Below are 17,309 nucleotides of genomic sequence, written 5' to 3' on the forward strand. Positions count from 1 at the left end.
GTTGTACCAACCATCTCTCCATATTTTTCTGAGGGTATGCACATGAACAAAGTACTGGTAGCCGGTATCCTGGGTCTGATGTTGACCGCTTGTGGTCAGAAAGAAGAAGCCGCCGCTCCGGCCGCTACTCCGGCCGCCGACGTTGCTGCAACTGTTGAGAAAGCTGCTAGCGAAGCCACCTCTACCGTAGAGAAGGCTGCTTCCGAAGCGACTGCAACCGTTGAGAAGGCTGCCGCTGACGTAGCCACCAAGGCAGAAGCCGCAGTGAGCGATGCCAAGGCCAACTAAGCCTGCACCTCATCTGAAGAACGGGCCCGAAGGTAACTTCGGGCCCGTTTTTTATGTCCGCTCGGGCCAGCTCCCCGCCTTGTGCTGGACACTCGCCGGCTAGCACGCCGGATTGAGGCGGGAGGTGAGGATGTGATCCTCCCAGCGGCCGTTGATCATCAGGTACTCTTTGGCGTACCCCTCCCGCTCGAAGCCGAGCCGCTCGAGCAGGGCGCCGCTGCGCTGATTGGCCGGCATGTAGCTGGCCATGATGCGGTGCAGGCCGTGCTCCCGGAACAGATAGTCGATGCCGGCCCCGACGATTTCCTGCATCAGCCCCTGTCCCTGGTGGGCCTGATCGATGGCGTAGCCCAGGTGGCAGGCCTTGAAGGCACCCATCAGGATATTGGTGAAGTTGCAGGTGGCGATCACCTGCTCGCCGTCCGGCTCGAGCGCCACCAGGTGCACCCCGCTGCCGTTGAAGAACTGGCCGTAGCTGTCGCGCAGCCGGCCGTGCCAGTGGCTCAGGGTATAGAAGCTCTCGTCCCGGCTGGGCTCCCAGGGGGTGAGGTGAGCGCGGTTGCGCAGATAGAAATCCAGCATCAGATCGGCCCGTTCGGGGGGCAGTACGGTGAGCCGGCTGCGGGCCGTGCACAGGTGTGGCAGTGCCATCAGTGATCCCTCTGTCCAAGCCACTCGTCGCGCAGCAGGCTGTAGTGAACGTGATCCACGATGCGGTCGGCCAGCCGCTCGGCACGGCGGGTGATCCCCTCCTGCTGCATGCCGAGGCGCTCGCAGACGGCCCGGCTGGGCTCGTTGTCGGTGGCGGCGCTGATCTCCACCTTCTCCATCCCCATCTCCTCGAAGGCGTGATGGATCAGGGCCTGGCAGGCGCGGGTGATGATGCCGTTGCCCTGCCAGCGTTCGGCCAGCCAGTAGCCGATGCTGACCTTGGCCAGCGCCTTGTCGATCTGGTTGTAACCGATGACGCCGACCACCTCCCCCTGATACTCGATGGCGGTGGTCAGCCCCTCGCCGCGGGCAAACTTCTCGATGGCGTGGCGGATGAAGGTGGCGCTGTCGGCGGGTTGCTGAATGTAGGGGGGCCAGGGCAGCCACTGGGTCAGGTAGTCGCGATTCTCCCGACAGAGGGCAAAGAGTTCGCTGGCCATGTCGGGCTGCAGGAACAGCAGCGCCAGCTCGTCATCCAGTTGCCATGAAAACATCCGCACCTCCCGTTGCAGCAGGGGCCCGCAATGGGCCGTAGAACCGCCAATGTAGCCAATCAACCCATTGTTAGCCAAGGACTTTCAGCCGTTATCAAGGCTGCGCTATCCCCATATGGAGGGGCGGCTCCGACCGTCATTGGGGCGCCTTGTCATTGTTCGGCCTTTCCTGGTGTTATTCGCCATTTTTTCGGCTCTTTACGCTACCAAAAACAGGCAACAGCAGATTCTGCTATGGATTCATGCTGGGCTGTCACATATGACAGGCAGCAATTCCGATCGCGCCAACTAGTGTAGGAGCGCTGGGCAACGGACCCGGCGTGTAATCTTCATCGACTTAAGGAAAAGACGGATGAACAAAGTCTATTTGGCCGTTGTATTGGCCTGCTGGGGAAGCGCAGCCTTGGCTGCAGAACAGGTTGACGTACATCAGGTTGCCGGCATTCAGGGAGCACCGAGCGGTGCCGCCGGCGTCAGCGCGCTGGCCGGGGATGGCGAGTTCCGCCAGGTGCGGGCAGTCAAGCTGCCAAACGGCCAGCAGCGGGTGCGCTATGAGCAGACCTGGCACGGTATCCCGGTCTGGGGTCAGGTGCTGGTGGCCGAGCAGTCCCTCGGTGGCCAGATCAGCCAGGTCTCCGGCCAGATCCTGCGCCAGATCGATGCCGATCTGGCCAGCCCGACCGCGGCCCTGTCGCCGGCCGATGCCGCCAGCAAGGCGCGGGCCGGGGCCAAGGGCAGCAACGAGCGGGTCAAGCTGTTCGTGATGCAGGATGACGCGGGTCAGGCCAAGCTGGTCTATCTGGTCTATCTGGTCTCCTGGCTGGCGGCGAGCGAAGAGCCGAGCCGTCCCTTCGTGATGATCGATGCCCAGACCGGTAACGAGCTCAAGCGCTGGGAGGGGATCAACCACAAGGATGCCACCGGCCCGGGCGGCAACATCAAGACCGGCAAATATTTCTACGGCTCCGATTTCGGCCCGCTGCAGGTGGATGACAACTGCCGCATGACCAGTGCCAACGTTGACACCCTCAACATGAATCACGCCACCACGGGCGGCACCATCCACCAGTTCACCTGCCCGGAGAACACGGTCAAGGAGATCAACGGTGCCTACTCGCCGCTCAACGATGCCCACTACTTCGGCAACGTGGTGTTCGACATGTACCGCAACTGGTACAACACGGCGCCGCTGACCTTCAAGCTGAAGATGCGGGTGCACTACAGCCGCAACTACGAGAACGCCTTCTGGGACGGCAGCCAGATGACCTTCGGTGATGGCGCCACCACCTTCTATCCGCTGGTGAGCCTGGACGTGGCAGCCCACGAGGTGAGCCATGGCTTTACCGAGCAGAACTCCGGGCTGGTCTACTCCGGTCAGTCGGGCGGCATCAACGAGGCCTTCTCCGACATGGCGGGGGAAGCGGCCGAGAACTACATGAAGGGCAGCAACGACTGGCTGGTGGGTGCCCAGATCTTCAAGGGCAACGGCTCCCTGCGCTACTTCGAGGATCCGACCCGGGACGGCAGCTCCATCGGCCATGCCAGCGACTACTATGACGGCATCGACGTGCACCACAGCTCGGGTGTCTACAACCGCGCCTTCTACCTGCTGGCCAATACCAGCGGCTGGAATACCCGCAAGGCCTTCGAAGTGTTCGTGCTGGCCAACCGTCTCTACTGGGGCGCCAACACCACCTTCGATCAGGGCGCTTGTGGCGTGACCAAGGCGGCGACCGATCTCGGTTACAGCGTGACTGACGTGGCGGCCGCCTTTACCACGGTCGGGGTCAATGCCACCTGTGGCGGTACCACTCCACCCACTGGCAGCGTGCTGCAAAACGGGGTACCGGTGACCGGTCTCTCCGCTGCCAAGGGTGGCAAGCTGAACTTCACCATCGACGTGCCGGCCGGCAAGAGCCAACTGGTGATCGCCAGCAGCGGCGGTACCGGCGATGCGGACCTCTATGTGAAGTTCGGCAGCGTGCCGACCAGCAGCAGCTATGACTGCCGTCCGTACAAGAGCGGCAACGCCGAGACCTGCACCCTGAACTCGCCCAAGGCGGGGACCTGGAACGTGCAGCTGAGCGCCTTCAGCGCCTTCTCCGGGGTGACCCTCAAGGCCAGCTACTGATCACCAGTGGCCGTTGACAACAGTGAAGCGCCGGACTTGTCCGGCGCTTTTTTTATGCGGGTTTGCCCGCCCAGCGGGCGGCCAGGGTACGGGCTGCCTCCAGCACCCGCTCCTTGGCGGGGTTGGGGCGCTTGCCGCTGCGCCAGGCCATCATCACGTCCCAGTGATCCGGTGGCAGATCCACCACGTCCAGCTGCACCAGTCGGCCAAATTCCAGATCCCGGGCGATGGCGAGGGCCGGCATCAGGGTGATGAAGCCGTGTTCCAGCGCCAGCTCCCGCGCCGCGCTGGCGGGCTGGATGGCGTGCAGCGGGCTCGCCACCTGGCGCAGCAGACGCAACTGCAGGATCAGCTCGTCGCAGCCAGTGCCCCACTGCTGGGGCGCCAGCCGCTCGTTGGCGATGTCCTGCAGGGTCAACCCCTGTCGCCCGGCCAGCGGATGGGTGGCGCAGGCCACCGCTATGATGGGGGAGCGATAGAGCAGCTCGAGCTGGATGCCGGCGATGGCGGGGCACTTTAGGATGAAGCCGACGTCGGTCTCGCCGGTCAACAGCTCCTGCATGATGATGCCGGAGTGATCCGTGTTGCAGCGGATCTCGAAGGTCTCGTCGACCAGTGCCAGCAACAGGGGGCCGAACACCACTGTCGTCAGGGAGGGCAGGCAGGCGAGCCGGATGCGCGGCAGGGCCGGTGCCCCCTGCATGGCCAGCCGGCCCCCTTCCAGCGCGCTGAGGGCCGCGCTCGCCGAGGGCAGAAACTGCTCGCAGGCAGGGGTGGGGGTGGCGCCGCGCCGGTGGCGGCGAAACAGGGGCTGGCCCAGATCCTGCTCCAGCACGGCGATCCGCTGGCTCACCATGGGTTGCGACCAGCCGCGCACGGCCGCCGCCTTGCTGAAGCTGCCGCGATTGACCACATCCAGCAGCAACTGCAGATCGTCGAGGGTCATAGCCATAAGATAATCCAATATGAAATATAGCCAGTTGTCGGCTACCACTATATCTGGCGTCCTTCCAGAATAGCAGTATCAATCGTTGTGCTTTGGCATATTGCCACACCGGCTCAGGGGCTTGCAGCACCTTGAGTCCGTTTGGTGACGGCGTCATTCGGGCGACGAGCAGTAATCGATATGAATGTCATCAGAGCAGCAGGGGACGGGTAGTCATGGTGGATCGGGCGAGGCGGTTGGGGCGGTGGTTTTTGGCGTTGGATTCCCTCTTGGTGATCCTGGGGTTCTTCGTGGTGATGCCCATGATCAGCCTGCGCTTCGTGGATCAGCTCGGCTGGGCGGCCGGGGTGGTCGGCCTGGCGCTGGGGTTGCGCCAGCTGACCCAGCAGGGGTTGGGCATTCTGGGGGGCTCGCTGGCGGACAAGTTCGGGGCGCGCCCGCTCATCGTGGGCGGCATGCTGCTGCGGGCGGCGGGTTTTGCCAGCCTGGCCTATGCCCAGAGCGGGCTGGAGCTGATCCTCTCCTGCATTATCTCGGGGCTCGGCGGCTGCCTGTTCGACCCGCCCCGGGCGGCGCTGGTGATCAAGTTCACCCGGCCGCGGGAGCGGGGTCGCTACATCTCCTTGTTGATGATGCTGGAAAGCGCCGGCGCCGTGGTGGGGGCCTTGCTAGGCAGCTGGCTGCTCAACTTCGATTTCGAATACGTCTGTCTGCTGGGGGCCGGCCTGTTTGTCTGCGCCGCCCTGTGCAACCTGCTGATCCTGCCCCCCTACAAGCTCTCGGTGCGGCCGACCCCGATCCGCGCCGGTCTCGGCCAGGTGCTGGCCGACAAGGCATTCTGCCGGCTAGTACTGATCCTGAGCGGCTACTACGCGCTCTGGGTGCAGGTGATGCTGATCTTCCCCATCTTGGTCAAGCAGATGGCGGGCAGTACCACGGCGGTGGGCTGGATGTATACCCTGGAAACCGCCATCTCGCTGGCGCTGCTCTATCCGCTGGCGCGCTATGGCGAGCGGCGCTTCAAGCTGGAGAGCCGACTGATGGCCGGGGTACTGCTGATGACCACCGGCATCGGGCTGGTGGCCTTTGCCAACACCCTGCCAGCCGTGTTCATGCTGCTGGCCTGCTTCTATCTGGGGATCGTCATCGCCGAGCCGGCGCGGGAGACCCTGATGACCAAGCTGGCGCAGCCGGGGGCGCGCGGCAGCTACATGGGCTTCAGCCGGCTAGGGCTGGCGCTGGGAGGCATGACGGGTTACGTGGGGGGCGGCGCCCTGCATGACTACGCCATGGCTCAGGGGCAGCCCTGGTTGCCCTGGCTGGTGCTGGGCACAGTGGGCGTGACCACCTTGCTGCTGCTGGCCAACTGCTTTCATCGCGAGTCGAGTCTGGCGCGGGTCAATGTCTGAACGGGCATAAAAAAACCGGCCGCAAGCGGCCGGTAAAAAATACAGTAGGCTACAGGAAGACTTAGAAGTTGTACTGCAGGGCCACGGCGACCACGTCGTCGGTGTTCTTGCCCAGCGAGTTGGTGTGGGTGCCGTTGACGTTGTCCAGCAGGTTGATCTTGTAGTCAACGTAGGCGTTGAAGTTGTCGGTGAAGTTGTACCAGGCACCGATGGAGACGTATTCGGTGGCGGTATCATCGATGCCGCGTGCATCGTCTTTCACGTCGGTGCGCAGGTAGGCCACGGACGGCTTGAACTTGCCGAAGGCATACTGGGCCACGGCTTCGTAGCCATCCATCTTCTCGGCGTAACCGTTGAAGGTGCTGACGTACATGTGGTCTTCACCGTGGGAGTAGGTGGCAGCCAGGTAGAGGTCGCCGACGGCGTACTTGGCGCCCACGCCGTACAGTTTGGCGTCGCTGTCGCCACCGAAGGAGGCGTTGGCAGCCTGCTCGTCGGTCTTGCCGGCCTGGTTGTAGGCGGCACCCAGGCTCAGGCCCATGTCGAAGTCATAGTTGGCGGACACGGCGAAGCCTTCGGCGGAACCCTTCGGATTCCAGGTTGTGTTGTTGGTGCCAGTCAGGTTGGAGCGATCGGCGTTCTGCGGATCGTTGTTGCCGGTGAACTGGGCACCCAGGGTCAGGCCCTGATAGGTGTAGATGTACTGAGCCAGGCCGTTGGTACGACCGGTGCCGAACACTTCGGTGTCCTTGCCCAGGCCGTCACCGCCCCACTCGGGCAGCACGTCGGTGTAGTTGTTCACGGCTTTGGTGAACAGGCCGTCCTGACGACCGTAGCTGAAGGCACCGAAGCGATCGTGCTTGATGCCGGCGTAGGCATAACGCAGCTCGTCATTGTCGGAACCGGAGGTCGGCAGGTTGTACTCGGCAAAGCCGAAGGCCTGCATTTCCGGAGCAATCTTGGTTTCGCCGGCGATGTGCAGACGCAGGTAGCTGGCGTCGCCTTCAGAACCGTTGTCATCAGTGCCGTAGTACATGCCCTGGGCGCGACCACCGATGTCGAGCTTGGTGTCGTTCTGGTTGTAAACGGTCGCGGCTTGCGCACCACCGGCCAGCAGCAGGCTGGAGATGGCCATGGTCAATGCTGTTTTTTTCATTGTTCGTTCCTCTGGTGTAAACACTGTCGGACCTGTGCTCGGCCCTGTTGATCGGTTTCTGTTCCGATAGCCCAGAGTAGCCCTGTGAACCTTGATAGAAACTGAAGCGGACAAGGATTAATTAATGGTTTGACCAGAAAGGCAGGCATAAAAAACGGCCCAGAGAGGGCCGTTTGAACATTTGTGGAATTAAATGCTGTTTAGAGCATCATGCCACCGAAGAAGAAGCCGAGCGCTACGGCGATGGCGATGGTGGCCACACCCGGTACGAAGAAGGGGTGGTTGAACACGGCCTTGCCGATGCGGGTAGAGCCGGTGTCGTCCATCTCGACTGCGGCCAGCAGGGTCGGGTAGGTGGGCAGCACGAACAGGGCGCTCACGGCGGCGAAGGAGGCGATGGCGGTCAGCGGGCTGACACCCAGTGCCAAGGCGGCCGGCATCAGGGCCTTGGTGGTGGCGCCTTGTGAGTAGAGCAGCATGGCGGCGAAGAACAGCACCACGGCCAGCAGCCAGGAGTACTGGTTCAGCAGGTCGCCGGCGATGAGCTGGATGGTATCCATGTTGCCCTTCACGAAGACGTTGCCGAGCCAGGCCACACCCAGTACGCAGATACAGGCGGACATACCGGACTTGAAGGTGGGCATGTTGGTGACCTGGGTCACGTCCAGTTTGCACACCAGAGTCATGATGGTGGCCGCGGCCAGCATGATGCCCATGATGGCGCCGTCACGGGGGATCGGCGGGTTGGTGATGAGGCCCACTTTACCGGAGATGGCGGTGGCATAGGCCATCACGGCCACGATGGCGGCGATGAAGATCCAGACCGACAGCTTGGCGTAGGGTTTGATCTCGAGCTGGGTGGTACCACGCAGCTTGATCTGCCCCTTGGCCTTGCGCTCCAGGTAGACTTCGTCCTGGTCCAGCGGCTTGCCCAGCATGTTGGCGACGAAGGCACCGAGGATGCAGGCGATGAAGGTGGAGGGGATGCAGATGGCCAGCAGGGTCAGGTAGTCAACACCGAACGGCTCCAGCATGCCGGAGAAGGCGACCACGGCTGCGGAGATGGGCGAGGCGGTGATGGCGATCTGGGAGGCGACGACCGCGATGGAGAGCGGACGGGACGGGCGGATGCCCTGCTCCTTGGCCACTTCGGCGATCACCGGCAGGGTGGAGAAGGCGGTGTGACCGGTACCGGCCAGCATGGTCATCAGGTAGGTGACCACAGGGGCGGCGAAGGTGATGTATTTGGGGTTCTTGCGCAGGGCTTTTTCGGCCAGGTGCACCAGGTAGTCCATCCCGCCGGCCAGCTGCATGCAGGCGATGGCGCAGATGACGGACGCGATGATCATGATCACGTCCCAGGGGATGTAGGTGACCAGCTGATCGCTCGGGATCTGCACCCCGAGGCCCCAGGTCAGCACCAGTACCCCCAAACCACCGGCAAAGCCGATGCCGATGCTGCCTATCCGGGCCCCCAGATAGATAGCGGCGAGCACGACGAGCAACTCGATTCCAATCATAGTGAACACTCCATTTTCCAGTTTTTTTAGGTTTTATTTGGCAGAAAAGCCAATTCCCGATGGGGCTGGGCAAGACCTATCGGGAACTGACTCTATGGGCCGGGATGATCCCGGCCCATTTGCTCGCTTATACAGTAGCTTCGCGGGTGTAACGCTTGGCTTTGTATTGCGGGTTCATCAGGTTCTCGATGGAGAGGATTTCGTCCAGCTGTTCGGCGGTCAGCAGGCCGCGTTCCAGCACGACTTCACGGACGTTCTTGCCGGTCTGTGCACAGATCTTGCCGACGATGTCGCCCTCGTGGTGGCCGATGAAGGGGTTCAGGTAGGTCACGATACCGATGGAGTTCAGCACATGGTTCATGCAGATTTCCGGGTTGGCGGTGATGCCTTCCACGCACTTCTCGCGCAGGGAGATGCAGGCCTTTTCCATCAGGCTCAGGGATTCGAACATCGCCTGACCGATCACCGGCTCCATGACGTTCAGCTGCAGCTGACCGGCTTCGGCGGCGAAGGTGATGGTGACGTCGTTGCCGAAGACCTTGAAGCAGGACTGGTTGACCACTTCCGGAATGACCGGGTTGACCTTGGCCGGCATGATGGAGGAGCCAGCCTGCATTTCCGGCAGGTTGATCTCTTTGAGTGCGGTGCGCGGGCCGGAGGAGAGCAGACGCAGGTCGTTACAGATCTTGGAGAGCTTCATCGCCATGCGCTTGATGGCGCCGTGCAGCATCACGTAGGCACCGCAGTCGGAGGTCGCTTCGATCAGATCTTCAGCAGGCACATAGGCGCGACCGGTGATCTCGGCCAGGCGCTTGATGGCCAGGGCGGAGTACTCGGGCGGGGTGTTGAGGCCGGTACCGATGGCGGTGGCGCCCAGGTTCACTTCCAGCAGCAGCTCCTGGCAACGCTTGATGGACTTGATCTCTTCGCGCAGGGTGACGGCGAAGGCGTGGAACTCCTGACCCAGGGTCATGGGCACCGCGTCCTGCAGCTGGGTACGACCCATCTTCAGGATGTTCTTGAACTCGGCAGCCTTGGCATCGAAGGCGGCGATCAGCGCTTCCAGGGCAAACAGGGTGGTGTCGGTGCTGTTCACCACGGCGACGCGGAAACCGGTGGGGTAGGCGTCGTTGGTGGACTGGCACTTGTTGACATGGTCATTGGGGTTGATGACGTCGTAGCGGCCTTTTTCCAGACCCATCAGCTCGAGGGCGATGTTGGCCAGTACTTCGTTGGTGTTCATGTTGACGGAGGTGCCGGCACCGCCCTGGTAAACGTCGACCGGAAACTGGTCGAAGCATTTGCCGGTGTTCAGCATCAGGTCGCAGGCTTCCACGATCTTGTCTGCAATTTCAGGACGGATGGTGCCCAGCTCGCCGTTTGCCAGCGCGGCGGCCTTTTTGGTCAGCACCATGCCGCGGACGAATTCCGGAACGTCAGAAATCTTCTGAGAGCTGATCTTGAAGTTCTCGACGGCGCGCAGGGTGTGTACGCCGTAGTACATGTCGTTGGAAACTTCTTTGGTGCCCAGCAGGTCTTCTTCAATGCGGACGTTCTTGATGTCGCTCATTGTAATGCCTCAGAAATCAGATAAATGGAAACGATCCTCACCGAGTGGTCGCGAGTTCCTTACGCACGGTTCATCCTGAAGCACCACACATCGAGTGGGGCGGTTGGAGGCCTTTTTTGCCTCCTTCATTACTGACGTCGATATTACCCCAATTGAGGTATCTGATATTAGACCTGGATCACTAAATTTGAGACAACCTCAAATAACTTGTGGTCATTAAACAGATATTGCAATCGACCGATTAACTTTGACAGAACAATGACTTCAATCACAGTCCGGCAAGCCGGTTTTTCTGCGGATCCGGCGCTGCGTCACCCTCCGCACTTGAAAAGTGCGCGCTGACCCCCATTTTAATCAGCAGGAACCGATATCATGGCGGGTTGGCAGCGGCATCGACGGCTGTCTGGTCTCGCCGGCGGTTCATTCACATTCACCCGCACTGAGGTTGTTATGGGCAAGTTGTTTCTATTGTTGGTCGGTCTGGTGGTGCTCGAGCTCACCGTGATGATCGAGGTGGGCTCCGTGATCGGCGCCTTGCCGACCGTCGGCCTGCTCATTCTGACGGCGGTGCTGGGCTCCTCTCTGGTGCGCAGCGAAGGGATCAAGACCCTGTTCAATGCGCAGCAGAAGATGCAGCAGGGGGAGATGCCGGGACGTGAGGTGATGGGGGGCATGATGCTGGCGCTGGCCGGTCTGTTGCTGATCATCCCGGGCTTCGTGACCGATTTCTTCGGCATCCTGCTGCTGCAACCCTGGCTGCGCAACAAGCTGGCTGACAAGCTGATCGGCAGCAACCAGTTCAGAATGCAGATGGGCGGTTTTCAGGGCCGTCAGCAGCCGTTCGACGAGGTGCCTGGCAGTGACCAGCCGGGTCAATCCCCGCGCGCCGGTACCACCATCGAAGGGGAGTTCGAGCGCAAGGAGTAAGCGCTGCGCTCAATCCCGGGCCATCAGGGCTTGCCCTGATGGCACAACTGCTCGAAGCGGTGGCGGGCATACCACCAGGCCAGAGTGCCCGCCGCCAGGTTCGCCAGCAGGATCCCCAGATAAATCCCCTGTTCTCCCCCCAGTTTTGCCCCCAGCCAGGCTCCTGGCAGCAAGAAGACAAACAATCGCAAGCCGTTGAACAGAAAAGAGATGCTGGATGCCCTCACGCCATTCAAGGCGGATGCCAGCAGCATCACCATGCCCTGAAAGCCATAACCGATGGGTACCAGGTGCAGATAGAGCACGATGAGGCGCACCACCTGCGGGTGATCGCTGAACAGATCGGCGATGAAGGGGGCCAGCAGCCAGGTCAGCGCGTAGACCGCCAGCTGGAACAGCAGGGCGAAGCGCATGCAGAGCTGCAGCGCCGCCTTGGCGCGGGCCGGGTTGCCGGCGCCGCAGTTCTGCGAGATGAAGGGAGCCAGCACCGAGGAGAGCGCCATCATCACGATGAGCAGCAGGGCCTCGACTCTCGAGGCGGCGCCGTAGGCGGCCACTACTTCGGTGCCCAGTCCGGCGAAGATGGTCATCAGCACCGCATTGGCCAGCGGGTTGAGCATGTTGGTGAAGGAGGCAGGCACGGCCACGTGCAGCAGGGCGCGCCAGTGGGCCAGCAGCTGCGGGCGCGGGGAGAGGCGCCAGCGCAGCAGGCCCTCGCGGTGGCGCAATATATAGAGGCTGACCAGCATGGCCATCAGCCAGGAGAGGGAGGTGGCGATGGCGGCGCCGCGGATCCCCCACTCGGGAAAGGGGCCTATGCCGAAGATGAGCAGGGGATCCAGCACGCCGTTGACCAGCCCGGCCACTGTCATCACCAGGCTCGGGGTCTTGGTATCGCCGGTGGCCCGGATGGCGGCATTGCCCACCATGGGCAGCACCAGCATGGGGACGGTCAGATACCAGATCAGCATGTAGTCGTAGATGAGGGCGATCAGCGCATCGCTGGCACCGAGCAGCCGGAACAGAGGGTGTATGGTGAGCGCCCCCGCCACGGCGATGAGGGTGACCAGCAGCACCGCCAGGAACAGGTTGTCGGTGGTGATGCGGGCGGCCTCTTCATGCTTGCCCTGGCCGAGGGCATGACCCATCACGGCGGAGAGGCCGGCCCCCAGCCCCATGGCCAGCGAGGTGACCACGAAGGTGACCGGAAAGGTGAAGCTGATGGCGGCCAACGCCTGGGTGCCCAGCATGCCGATGAAGAAGGTATCGACCAGGTTGAAGGCGAGGATGGCGACGATGCCGAGGATCATGGGGCCCGTCATGCGCAGCAGTACGGACGTCATGGGGGCTGTCAGCAGGGGATTGGGTCGGGTCACGGGCTGGTCTCTGTACATCTGGCGGAGTTCTGGCTGCTGGCAGCACAAACCGGTTTCCTGACCGGGACTCGGGCGATCCATCGAAGACCTTCATAGTACGTGAAAATATTTTTTTTGTATTTGCCCTTGAAGGGTTAACAAACGTACCCCACATCGGAGACATATCTAATTTGGCCAGGAATGGCCATTCCTCAAAGCAACACAGAGACTCATTTTGGGAGAGTTATCGATGAAAATTCGTCCACTGCACGACCGCGTCATCATCAAGCGCATCGAAGCTGAAGCCAAATCCGCTGGCGGCATTGTCTTGACTGGTACGGCGGCCCAGAAGTCCACCCGTGGTGAAGTTCTTGCCGTGGGGACTGGCCGAATTCTGGATAATGGCGACGTCAAAGCCCTCGCCGTCAAGGTTGGTGACAAGGTGATCTTCAACGAAGGCTACGGTGTGAAGACCGAGAAGCTGGATGGTCAGGACGTGCTGATCCTGTCTGAAACCGACATCCTGGCGATTGTCGAAGAGTAATCCACCCCTTTCCCCCAAGAATTGATTGAAGGACTGAACAAAATGGCAGCTAAAGAAGTCAAGTTTGGCAACGAAGCCCGCATCAAGATGCTGGAAGGCGTCAACATCCTGGCCGATGCCGTCAAGGTGACCCTGGGCCCGAAAGGCCGCAACGTGGTGCTGGACAAATCTTTCGGCGCTCCGACCATCACCAAGGATGGCGTCTCCGTCGCTCGCGAAATCGAACTGGAAGACAAGTTCCAGAACATGGGCGCCCAGATGGTCAAGGAAGTCGCTTCCAAGGCCAACGACGCCGCCGGTGATGGTACCACCACCGCGACCGTACTGGCCCAGGCCATCGTCAACGAAGGCCTGAAGGCCGTTGCCGCCGGCATGAACCCGATGGATCTGAAGCGCGGTATCGACAAGGCCGTGGTAGCCGCCGTTGCCGAGCTGCAAGCGCTGTCTCAGCCCTGCGCAGACAACAACGCCATCGCTCAGGTAGGCACCATCTCCGCCAACTCCGACGAGAAAGTCGGCAAGCTGATTGCCGAAGCCATGGACAAAGTGGGCCGTGACGGCGTCATCACTGTAGAAGACGGTCAGGGTCTGGAAGACGAGCTGGCTGTGGTTGAAGGTATGCAGTTCGACCGTGGCTACCTCTCCCCGTACTTCGTCAACAAGCCGGAAACCGGTGCCGTCGAGCTGGACGACCCCTTCATCCTGCTGGTCGACAAGAAAATCTCCAACATCCGCGAAATGCTGCCGGTGCTGGAGGGCGTGGCCAAGGCTGGCAAGCCGCTGATCATCGTCGCCGAAGACGTTGAAGGTGAAGCGCTGGCGACTCTGGTGGTCAACACCATGCGTGGCATCGTGAAAGTGGCTGCCGTCAAGGCGCCGGGCTTCGGTGACCGTCGCAAGGCCATGCTGCAGGATATCGCCATCCTGACTGGCGGTACCGTGATCTCCGAAGAAGTGGGCATGGAGCTGGAAAAAGCGACCCTGGAAGACCTGGGCCGTGCCAAGCGTATCGTCATCACCAAAGAGAACACCACCATCATCGATGGCGTGGGTGATGCAGTCCTGATCGAGAGCCGTGTGGCCCAGATCCGTCAGCAGATCGAAGAGACCTCTTCCGATTACGACCGCGAGAAGCTGCAAGAGCGCGTAGCCAAACTGGCTGGCGGCGTTGCGGTGATCAAGGTGGGTGCTGCCACTGAAGTCGAGATGAAAGAGAAGAAAGCACGCGTCGACGATGCCCTGCACGCGACTCGCGCTGCGGTGGAAGAAGGCGTGGTTGCCGGTGGTGGTGTGGCGCTGGTGCGCGTTGCCGCCAAACTGACCGGTCTGCGTGGTGACAACGAAGACCAGAACGTGGGTATCAAGGTTGCTCTGCGCGCCATGGAAGCTCCGCTGCGTCAAATCGTCATCAACGCCGGTGAAGAGGCCTCCGTCATCGCCAACGCGGTGAAGAACGGCGAAGGCAACTATGGCTACAACGCCTACACCGAACAGTACGGCGACATGCTGGCCATGGGCATCCTGGATCCGACCAAGGTGACCCGTTCTGCCCTGCAGTTTGCCTCTTCCGTTGCCGGTCTGATGATCACCACCGAGTGCATGGTCTCCGAGCTGCCGAAGAAAGATACCCCTGCCATGCCTGACATGGGCGGCATGGGTGGCATGGGCATGATGTAATTCAGCCCGGGTTACCAAACGGCTCGCTTTTGCGGGCCGTTTTTTTTATGGCGACTAGACTGAGTCTATTGTCAGTGACTTTATCCGAGGTGAACATGCGTGTACTGGGTTTGATTTCATTACTGTTTTCTCTGGCCATGCCGGTAATGGCGCTGGAAACGCCGCAAGGTCCCGTCATCCTGAAGGTGACCGGCAATGTACAACCGGCGGAAGCGACCGAAGGGGTGGTCTCCTTCGATCTGGCGATGCTCAAAGCCTTGCCGCAGCACGAGATCGTGACCGCCAACCCCTGGGTCGACAAGCCGCACAAATATGTGGGCCCCAAGCTGGCCGATCTGCTGGCCGCCGTCGGCGCGGATGGCAAGGCGATCACCTTGACCGCATTGAACAGTTTTCAGATCAGGCTCAACTGGGATAAGGTCAAGCAATACGACCCGATTCTGGCCTGGCAAGATGATGGGGTCACCATGCGGGTACGGAATAAGGGACCGCTTTGGTTTATCCTACCGCTGGATCAATATCCCGAGCTGAAACGCTCGGAGTTTACCGACATGATGATTTGGCAATTGAATGCCATTGATATTCAGCATTGATGTAGTGGCTTCTGGGAGCACGAGTGAAAGCAAAGACCAAGGCGTGGCCTTTACTCATCGTTCTTTATCTATCCATCCTGCTGTTCACCGGGAGCACTCTGTATTGCCTCGCACAAATACAGAATGCGACCCGGGTGATGGAGAAGTATACCTATGACGTCTCCTGGGCCCTGATGCAGTTGCAACTGGAGTTGGGGCGCTTCCTCAACTCCGTCGAGATTTACCATTATGGTGGTATCGATCACGATACCCTGATGTTGCGCTACGACATCCTCTGGAGCCGCACCCCCATCCTGCTCAGCGGCCAGCTGCGTCAGAGCATGAAGGACAAGCAGAAGACTCTGCGGCTTGTGCAGTTGATCGAAAGCAATATCCGCGAGATGGAGCCCAACATCACCAACCTGAAGTCGGGAACGCCGGATTATCAGCAGATCATGATGCGGCTGTCGCCTCTGCAGGAACCACTCTCCTATTCCCTCGCCTCCGTGATGCAGAAGAACATCAATGTCTATTCGGGCAATGACAAGCGCTTCGGCCAGTTGCGCAATGCCCTGCTGTTCATGGTATCCGGGCTGGTGTTGTCGGTGATGCTGCTGAGCGGTCTGCTGATCCGCGAGGCGCGCCGCCATTTCAGAGTGGCACGGATAGATCCCCTGACCGGGCTCTCCAATCGTCTGGCCCTGCTTGAGAAGATGGAATCCTACGCCAGCAAGGAGACGCCGTTTGGTCTGGTACTGGTGGACATCAATGACTTTCGCGACATCAACAGCAAGTTCGGTTACAACACCGGTGACTTCCTGTTGCAGGAGCTAGCGAAACGGATGCGCGGCCTGTGTGAAAACGGTGAGTGGGTGGCCAGGCTTGGCGGTGACCAGTTCGCTATGATCCAGCGCGAGAGCAGTGATCTGCGTCAGGTGAGGGAGCTGGTAGCCCGTCTGCTGCACGCGCTCAAGCAGGACATCATCATCGACAACTATCCATTCCGGCTGGAGGTGGGCATCGGCATCGCCTTCTTCCCGATGGACAGTAAACAAGCCCAGGAACTGCTCAGCCGGGCCGAGCAGGCACTGTTCCACAGCCGCAAGACCCATGTGCCGTACGTCATCTACGACAGCTCGCTGCTCAATGAGACAGCGCGCCGCAAGCATCTGGCCAGCGACATGATCATGGCGCTGGAGCACAATGCGCTCGAGCTCTACTACCAGCCCATCGTCAACCTGGAAAGCGGCCGCTGCGAGGCGGTCGAGGCCCTGCTGCGCTGGCGTCACCCTGAGCTTGGTTTCATCCCGCCCAACGAGGTGATCCAGGTCGCCGAAGAGTTTCAGCTGGCCGAAAAGCTGGGTAGCTGGGTGCTGAACACCGCCTGTGAGCAGCTCTATCAATGGCAGCAGCTGGGCCTGGTGGATCTGCAGATGTGCGTGAACATCTCTCCCGGCATGTATCAGCGCAACCTGCTGAAGCTGGTGGCCAAGGCGCTGATGGACCACCATATCCCGGCTGCCAGCCTGGTGCTGGAAGTGACGGAAGACACCACCATGCGCGAGGTGAAAAACTCCCTGCAGCTGATGCAGGACCTCAACCAGCAAGGGGTACAGCTGGCGCTGGATGACTTCGGGACGGGCTACTCGTCCCTCAGTTATCTGCAGAAACTGCCGGTCAGCAAGGTGAAGATCGATCGCTCCTTCATTCAGGGGATCGATACCTCCATCGAAGCGTCCGAGCTGGTCGCCAACATCTGCCGGATGGGCTCCATGCTGGGCAAGAGTCTGGTGTGCGAAGGGATTGAAACCCAGGCCCAGCTCGACGTGCTGCGCACCTTGACCGACATCCATCTCTATGGTCAGGGTTATCTGTTCAGCCGTCCGGAGCAGGCGGAGAAGGTCTATCAGACCCTGCTGGAGATGGAAGAGGAGTGGCTGGAGCGGCGTCAACCCGACAAGGCGTATTTAATTTAGCCAAAGTGCTCATGTCTGGCCTAAGATGGCCGA

15 protein-coding genes are annotated in these 17,309 nt (G+C 60.9%); 8 read left to right on the top strand and 7 right to left on the bottom strand.

Going from position 1 to position 17,309, the window contains the following annotated elements:
- Positions 1-42: 42 nt before the first annotated feature.
- Positions 43-288 carry a hypothetical protein gene (locus PG897_RS19970; protein WP_005309486.1) on the top strand — a complete coding sequence of 82 codons (246 nt, stop codon included), beginning with the start codon at positions 43-45 and terminating at the stop codon, positions 286-288.
- 99 nt (positions 289-387) lie between these two features.
- Here PG897_RS19970 and rimJ read toward each other — a convergent pair whose 3' ends face one another.
- Together rimJ and PG897_RS19980 are read right to left on the bottom strand one after the other, a co-directional pair.
- Complete coding sequence (gene rimJ / locus PG897_RS19975; protein WP_017764726.1) at positions 388-939, bottom strand: ribosomal protein S5-alanine N-acetyltransferase; 552 nt, start codon at positions 937-939, stop codon at positions 388-390.
- Positions 939-1,493 (bottom strand): GNAT family N-acetyltransferase, encoded by a 555-nt coding sequence (locus PG897_RS19980; RefSeq protein WP_201885140.1) that lies wholly within the window; start codon positions 1,491-1,493, stop codon positions 939-941. The genes rimJ and PG897_RS19980 overlap by 1 nt, the downstream gene beginning before the upstream one ends.
- A gap of 352 nt (positions 1,494-1,845) precedes the next feature.
- Here PG897_RS19980 and PG897_RS19985 point away from each other — a divergent pair, with 352 nt between their 5' ends.
- Positions 1,846-3,624: a M4 family metallopeptidase gene (locus PG897_RS19985; protein WP_270829300.1), complete on the top strand. Its 1,779-nt coding sequence runs from the start codon at positions 1,846-1,848 to the stop codon at positions 3,622-3,624.
- 52 nt (positions 3,625-3,676) lie between these two features.
- On the opposite strand, the gene PG897_RS19990 is transcribed toward PG897_RS19985, so the two are convergent.
- Positions 3,677-4,576 (bottom strand): LysR family transcriptional regulator, encoded by a 900-nt coding sequence (locus tag PG897_RS19990; protein WP_201885141.1) that lies wholly within the window; start codon positions 4,574-4,576, stop codon positions 3,677-3,679.
- 209 nt (positions 4,577-4,785) lie between these two features.
- On the opposite strand from PG897_RS19990, the gene mdtH reads away from it, so the two are divergent.
- Complete coding sequence (gene mdtH / locus PG897_RS19995) at positions 4,786-5,979, top strand: multidrug efflux MFS transporter MdtH (RefSeq protein WP_005309498.1); 1,194 nt, start codon at positions 4,786-4,788, stop codon at positions 5,977-5,979.
- Between the two features lie 61 nt (positions 5,980-6,040).
- Here mdtH and PG897_RS20000 read toward each other — a convergent pair whose 3' ends face one another.
- The 3 genes from PG897_RS20000 to aspA all read right to left on the bottom strand — a co-directional run bounded on the left by PG897_RS20000 (position 6,041) and on the right by aspA (position 10,225).
- Positions 6,041-7,135: a porin gene (locus tag PG897_RS20000; protein ID WP_095592096.1), complete on the bottom strand. Its 1,095-nt coding sequence runs from the start codon at positions 7,133-7,135 to the stop codon at positions 6,041-6,043.
- Positions 7,136-7,335: 200 nt separating this feature from the next.
- The gene (locus tag PG897_RS20005) at positions 7,336-8,655 is read right to left on the bottom strand and encodes an anaerobic C4-dicarboxylate transporter (RefSeq protein WP_005309503.1); all 1,320 of its coding nucleotides are present in this window, start codon (positions 8,653-8,655) and stop codon (positions 7,336-7,338) included.
- 127 nt (positions 8,656-8,782) lie between these two features.
- The gene (gene aspA, locus PG897_RS20010) at positions 8,783-10,225 is read right to left on the bottom strand and encodes an aspartate ammonia-lyase (RefSeq protein WP_005309505.1); all 1,443 of its coding nucleotides are present in this window, start codon (positions 10,223-10,225) and stop codon (positions 8,783-8,785) included.
- Positions 10,226-10,675: 450 nt separating this feature from the next.
- On the opposite strand from aspA, the gene PG897_RS20015 reads away from it, so the two are divergent.
- Positions 10,676-11,152, top strand: a complete 477-nt coding sequence (locus tag PG897_RS20015; RefSeq protein ID WP_019839814.1) for an FxsA family protein — start codon at positions 10,676-10,678, stop codon at positions 11,150-11,152.
- A gap of 23 nt (positions 11,153-11,175) precedes the next feature.
- Here PG897_RS20015 and PG897_RS20020 read toward each other — a convergent pair whose 3' ends face one another.
- A complete protein-coding gene (locus PG897_RS20020; protein WP_019839813.1) occupies positions 11,176-12,576 on the bottom strand; it encodes an MATE family efflux transporter in 1,401 nt (466 codons plus the stop codon).
- Positions 12,577-12,757: 181 nt separating this feature from the next.
- Here PG897_RS20020 and PG897_RS20025 point away from each other — a divergent pair, with 181 nt between their 5' ends.
- From PG897_RS20025 to PG897_RS20040, 4 genes are all read left to right on the top strand, one after another.
- A complete protein-coding gene (locus PG897_RS20025) occupies positions 12,758-13,051 on the top strand; it encodes a co-chaperone GroES (RefSeq protein ID WP_005309514.1) in 294 nt (97 codons plus the stop codon).
- Between the two features lie 42 nt (positions 13,052-13,093).
- On the top strand, positions 13,094-14,728 hold the full coding sequence (gene groL / locus PG897_RS20030) for a chaperonin GroEL (protein WP_043170383.1): 1,635 nt from the start codon (positions 13,094-13,096) through the stop codon (positions 14,726-14,728).
- A gap of 95 nt (positions 14,729-14,823) precedes the next feature.
- Complete coding sequence (locus PG897_RS20035; RefSeq protein WP_021464683.1) at positions 14,824-15,321, top strand: molybdopterin-binding oxidoreductase; 498 nt, start codon at positions 14,824-14,826, stop codon at positions 15,319-15,321.
- A 23-nt stretch (positions 15,322-15,344) separates the two neighbouring features.
- Positions 15,345-17,276: a putative bifunctional diguanylate cyclase/phosphodiesterase gene (locus PG897_RS20040; RefSeq protein ID WP_017785684.1), complete on the top strand. Its 1,932-nt coding sequence runs from the start codon at positions 15,345-15,347 to the stop codon at positions 17,274-17,276.
- Positions 17,277-17,309 lie beyond the last annotated feature (33 nt).

Origin of the sequence: Aeromonas sp. QDB20 (genome assembly GCF_027707805.1) — a bacterium.
Classification (GTDB): Bacteria; Pseudomonadota; Gammaproteobacteria; order Enterobacterales; family Aeromonadaceae; genus Aeromonas; species Aeromonas dhakensis.

Excerpts from the sequence above, each read along its gene's own strand:
- groL (WP_043170383.1), top strand. The coding sequence starts at position 13,094 with ATGGCAGCTAAAGAAGTCAAGTTTGGCAACGAAGCCCGCATCAAGATG.
- aspA (WP_005309505.1), bottom strand. The coding sequence starts at position 10,225 with ATGAGCGACATCAAGAACGTCCGCATTGAAGAAGACCTGCTGGGCACC.
- rimJ (WP_017764726.1), bottom strand. The coding sequence starts at position 939 with ATGGCACTGCCACACCTGTGCACGGCCCGCAGCCGGCTCACCGTACTG.
- PG897_RS19985 (WP_270829300.1), top strand. The coding sequence starts at position 1,846 with ATGAACAAAGTCTATTTGGCCGTTGTATTGGCCTGCTGGGGAAGCGCA.
- PG897_RS19990 (WP_201885141.1), bottom strand. The coding sequence starts at position 4,576 with ATGGCTATGACCCTCGACGATCTGCAGTTGCTGCTGGATGTGGTCAAT.
- mdtH (WP_005309498.1), top strand. The coding sequence starts at position 4,786 with ATGGTGGATCGGGCGAGGCGGTTGGGGCGGTGGTTTTTGGCGTTGGAT.
- PG897_RS19970 (WP_005309486.1), top strand. The coding sequence starts at position 43 with ATGAACAAAGTACTGGTAGCCGGTATCCTGGGTCTGATGTTGACCGCT.
- PG897_RS20005 (WP_005309503.1), bottom strand. The coding sequence starts at position 8,655 with ATGATTGGAATCGAGTTGCTCGTCGTGCTCGCCGCTATCTATCTGGGG.
- PG897_RS20035 (WP_021464683.1), top strand. The coding sequence starts at position 14,824 with ATGCGTGTACTGGGTTTGATTTCATTACTGTTTTCTCTGGCCATGCCG.
- PG897_RS20025 (WP_005309514.1), top strand. The coding sequence starts at position 12,758 with ATGAAAATTCGTCCACTGCACGACCGCGTCATCATCAAGCGCATCGAA.
- PG897_RS20015 (WP_019839814.1), top strand. The coding sequence starts at position 10,676 with ATGGGCAAGTTGTTTCTATTGTTGGTCGGTCTGGTGGTGCTCGAGCTC.
- PG897_RS19980 (WP_201885140.1), bottom strand. The coding sequence starts at position 1,493 with ATGTTTTCATGGCAACTGGATGACGAGCTGGCGCTGCTGTTCCTGCAG.
- PG897_RS20000 (WP_095592096.1), bottom strand. The coding sequence starts at position 7,135 with ATGAAAAAAACAGCATTGACCATGGCCATCTCCAGCCTGCTGCTGGCC.